General features: G+C 73.8%; 3 protein-coding genes. 2 read left to right on the top strand and 1 reads right to left on the bottom strand.

Annotation, left to right across the window (positions count from 1 at the left end; genetic code table 11):
• Positions 1-307, top strand: a 307-nt coding sequence (locus ACFV4N_RS43890; RefSeq protein ID WP_499678628.1) for a hypothetical protein, incomplete at its 5' end; no start/stop codon positions are given.
• Positions 308-366: 59 nt separating this feature from the next.
• On the top strand, positions 367-1,011 hold the full coding sequence (locus tag ACFV4N_RS43885; protein ID WP_499678629.1) for a DNA alkylation repair protein: 645 nt from the start codon (positions 367-369) through the stop codon (positions 1,009-1,011).
• Between the two features lie 57 nt (positions 1,012-1,068).
• On the opposite strand, the gene ACFV4N_RS43880 is transcribed toward ACFV4N_RS43885, so the two are convergent.
• A partial coding sequence (locus tag ACFV4N_RS43880; RefSeq protein WP_499678627.1) for a zinc-binding dehydrogenase occupies positions 1,069-1,314 on the bottom strand: 246 nt, incomplete at its 5' end.

Genomic DNA, 1,314 nt, shown 5'->3' with positions numbered 1-1,314 from the left:
TGTGTATAAGAGACAGGACCTGGAGCGGTCGGGGTTCTTCGTCTGCGTCGAGGACCTGGAGGACGAGCTGGTCCGCGCCGCCGGGCCCGCGCTGGCGACCGAACTCCTCGCCGCGCACGGGGACCTCGACGCCTTCCGCAGGATGGGGCGGCAACCCGCGTGGCGCGGCCGGGACGAGGCGGCGCGGCTGCGGCGCTTCCTCGACGCCGGTTCGGGGCGCAAGCTCCGCTACGCTCGCCTGGTCACCGGGGCCCTCCCCCTCGACCGGGCGCCACGGCCGCTCACGGCCCTGCTCGCCGCCTTTTGACACCGACAGGAGACGGAGTGCCCGAGACGACGGTGGCCGACGCGGCGGTGGCCGAGGTGATGGCCGAGCTGGCCGCGCTCGACGACCCGAAGGCCCGCGCGGTGAACGAGAGGCACGGCGACGACCACGGCGTGAACCTCGGCAGGCTGCGCGCGCTCGCGAAGCGGTTGAAGACGCAGCAGGAACTCGCGCGCCGGCTGTGGGAGACCGACGACACCGCGGCGAGGCTGCTGGCGATCCTGGTCTGCCGCCCGAAGGCGTTCGAACGCGACGAGCTGGACGCCATGCTGCGCGAGGCCCGCGCGCCCAAGGTGCACGACTGGCTCGTGAACTACGTGGTGAAGAAGAGCCCGCACGCCGAGGAGCTGCGCCTGGCGTGGACCGCCGACCCGGACCCGGTGGTGGCGAGCGCCGGCTGGGCGCTGACCACCGAGCGCGTGGGCAGGAAGCCCGAGGGCCTGGACCTCGCGGGGCTGCTCGACGTCATCGAGGCGGGCATGGCGGACGCGCCGGACCGCCTCCAGTGGGCGATGAACCACTGCCTGGCCCAGATCGGGATCGAGCACCCCGGGCACCGCGCCCGCGCGATCGACATCGGCGAGCGCCTGGAGGTGCTCAAGGACTACCCGACTCCCCCGAACTGCACCTCGCCGTTCGCGCCCACCTGGATCGCCGAGATGGTGCGCCGCAAGCAGGACGGCTGAGCACCCGCGGCCGGGCCGCCACGCCCCGGAGAACGCGGCGGCCCGGTCGAGGTCCGCTCACACCGTGATGACGACCTTGGCGCGCGCGTGCTCGTCCTCGACGTACCGGATGGCGTCGGGGACCCGGTCGAGCGCGTAGGTCCGGTCGATGACCGGCGCCGGCGCACCGGCCTCGGCGAGTTCCCGCAGCGCGGCCAGGTTCTCCGCGCTCGGCCTCGCCTCCAGCACGAGGATCCGGTGCCGGCGGACCAGGGCAGCCGCCAGCTTCCCCCGGAGGATCAGGCCCATCGGGCCGAAGAAGCT

The sequence above is a fragment of the Actinosynnema sp. NPDC059797 genome (genome assembly GCF_042732085.1).
In the GTDB taxonomy this organism is placed as follows: domain Bacteria; phylum Actinomycetota; class Actinomycetes; order Mycobacteriales; family Pseudonocardiaceae; genus Actinosynnema.
This window is presented reverse-complemented; position numbering and strand designations above follow the sequence as displayed.

Coding starts and splice junctions, on each gene's coding strand:
- ACFV4N_RS43885 (WP_499678629.1), top strand. CDS start 367: ATGGCCGAGCTGGCCGCGCTCGACGACCCGAAGGCCCGCGCGGTGAAC.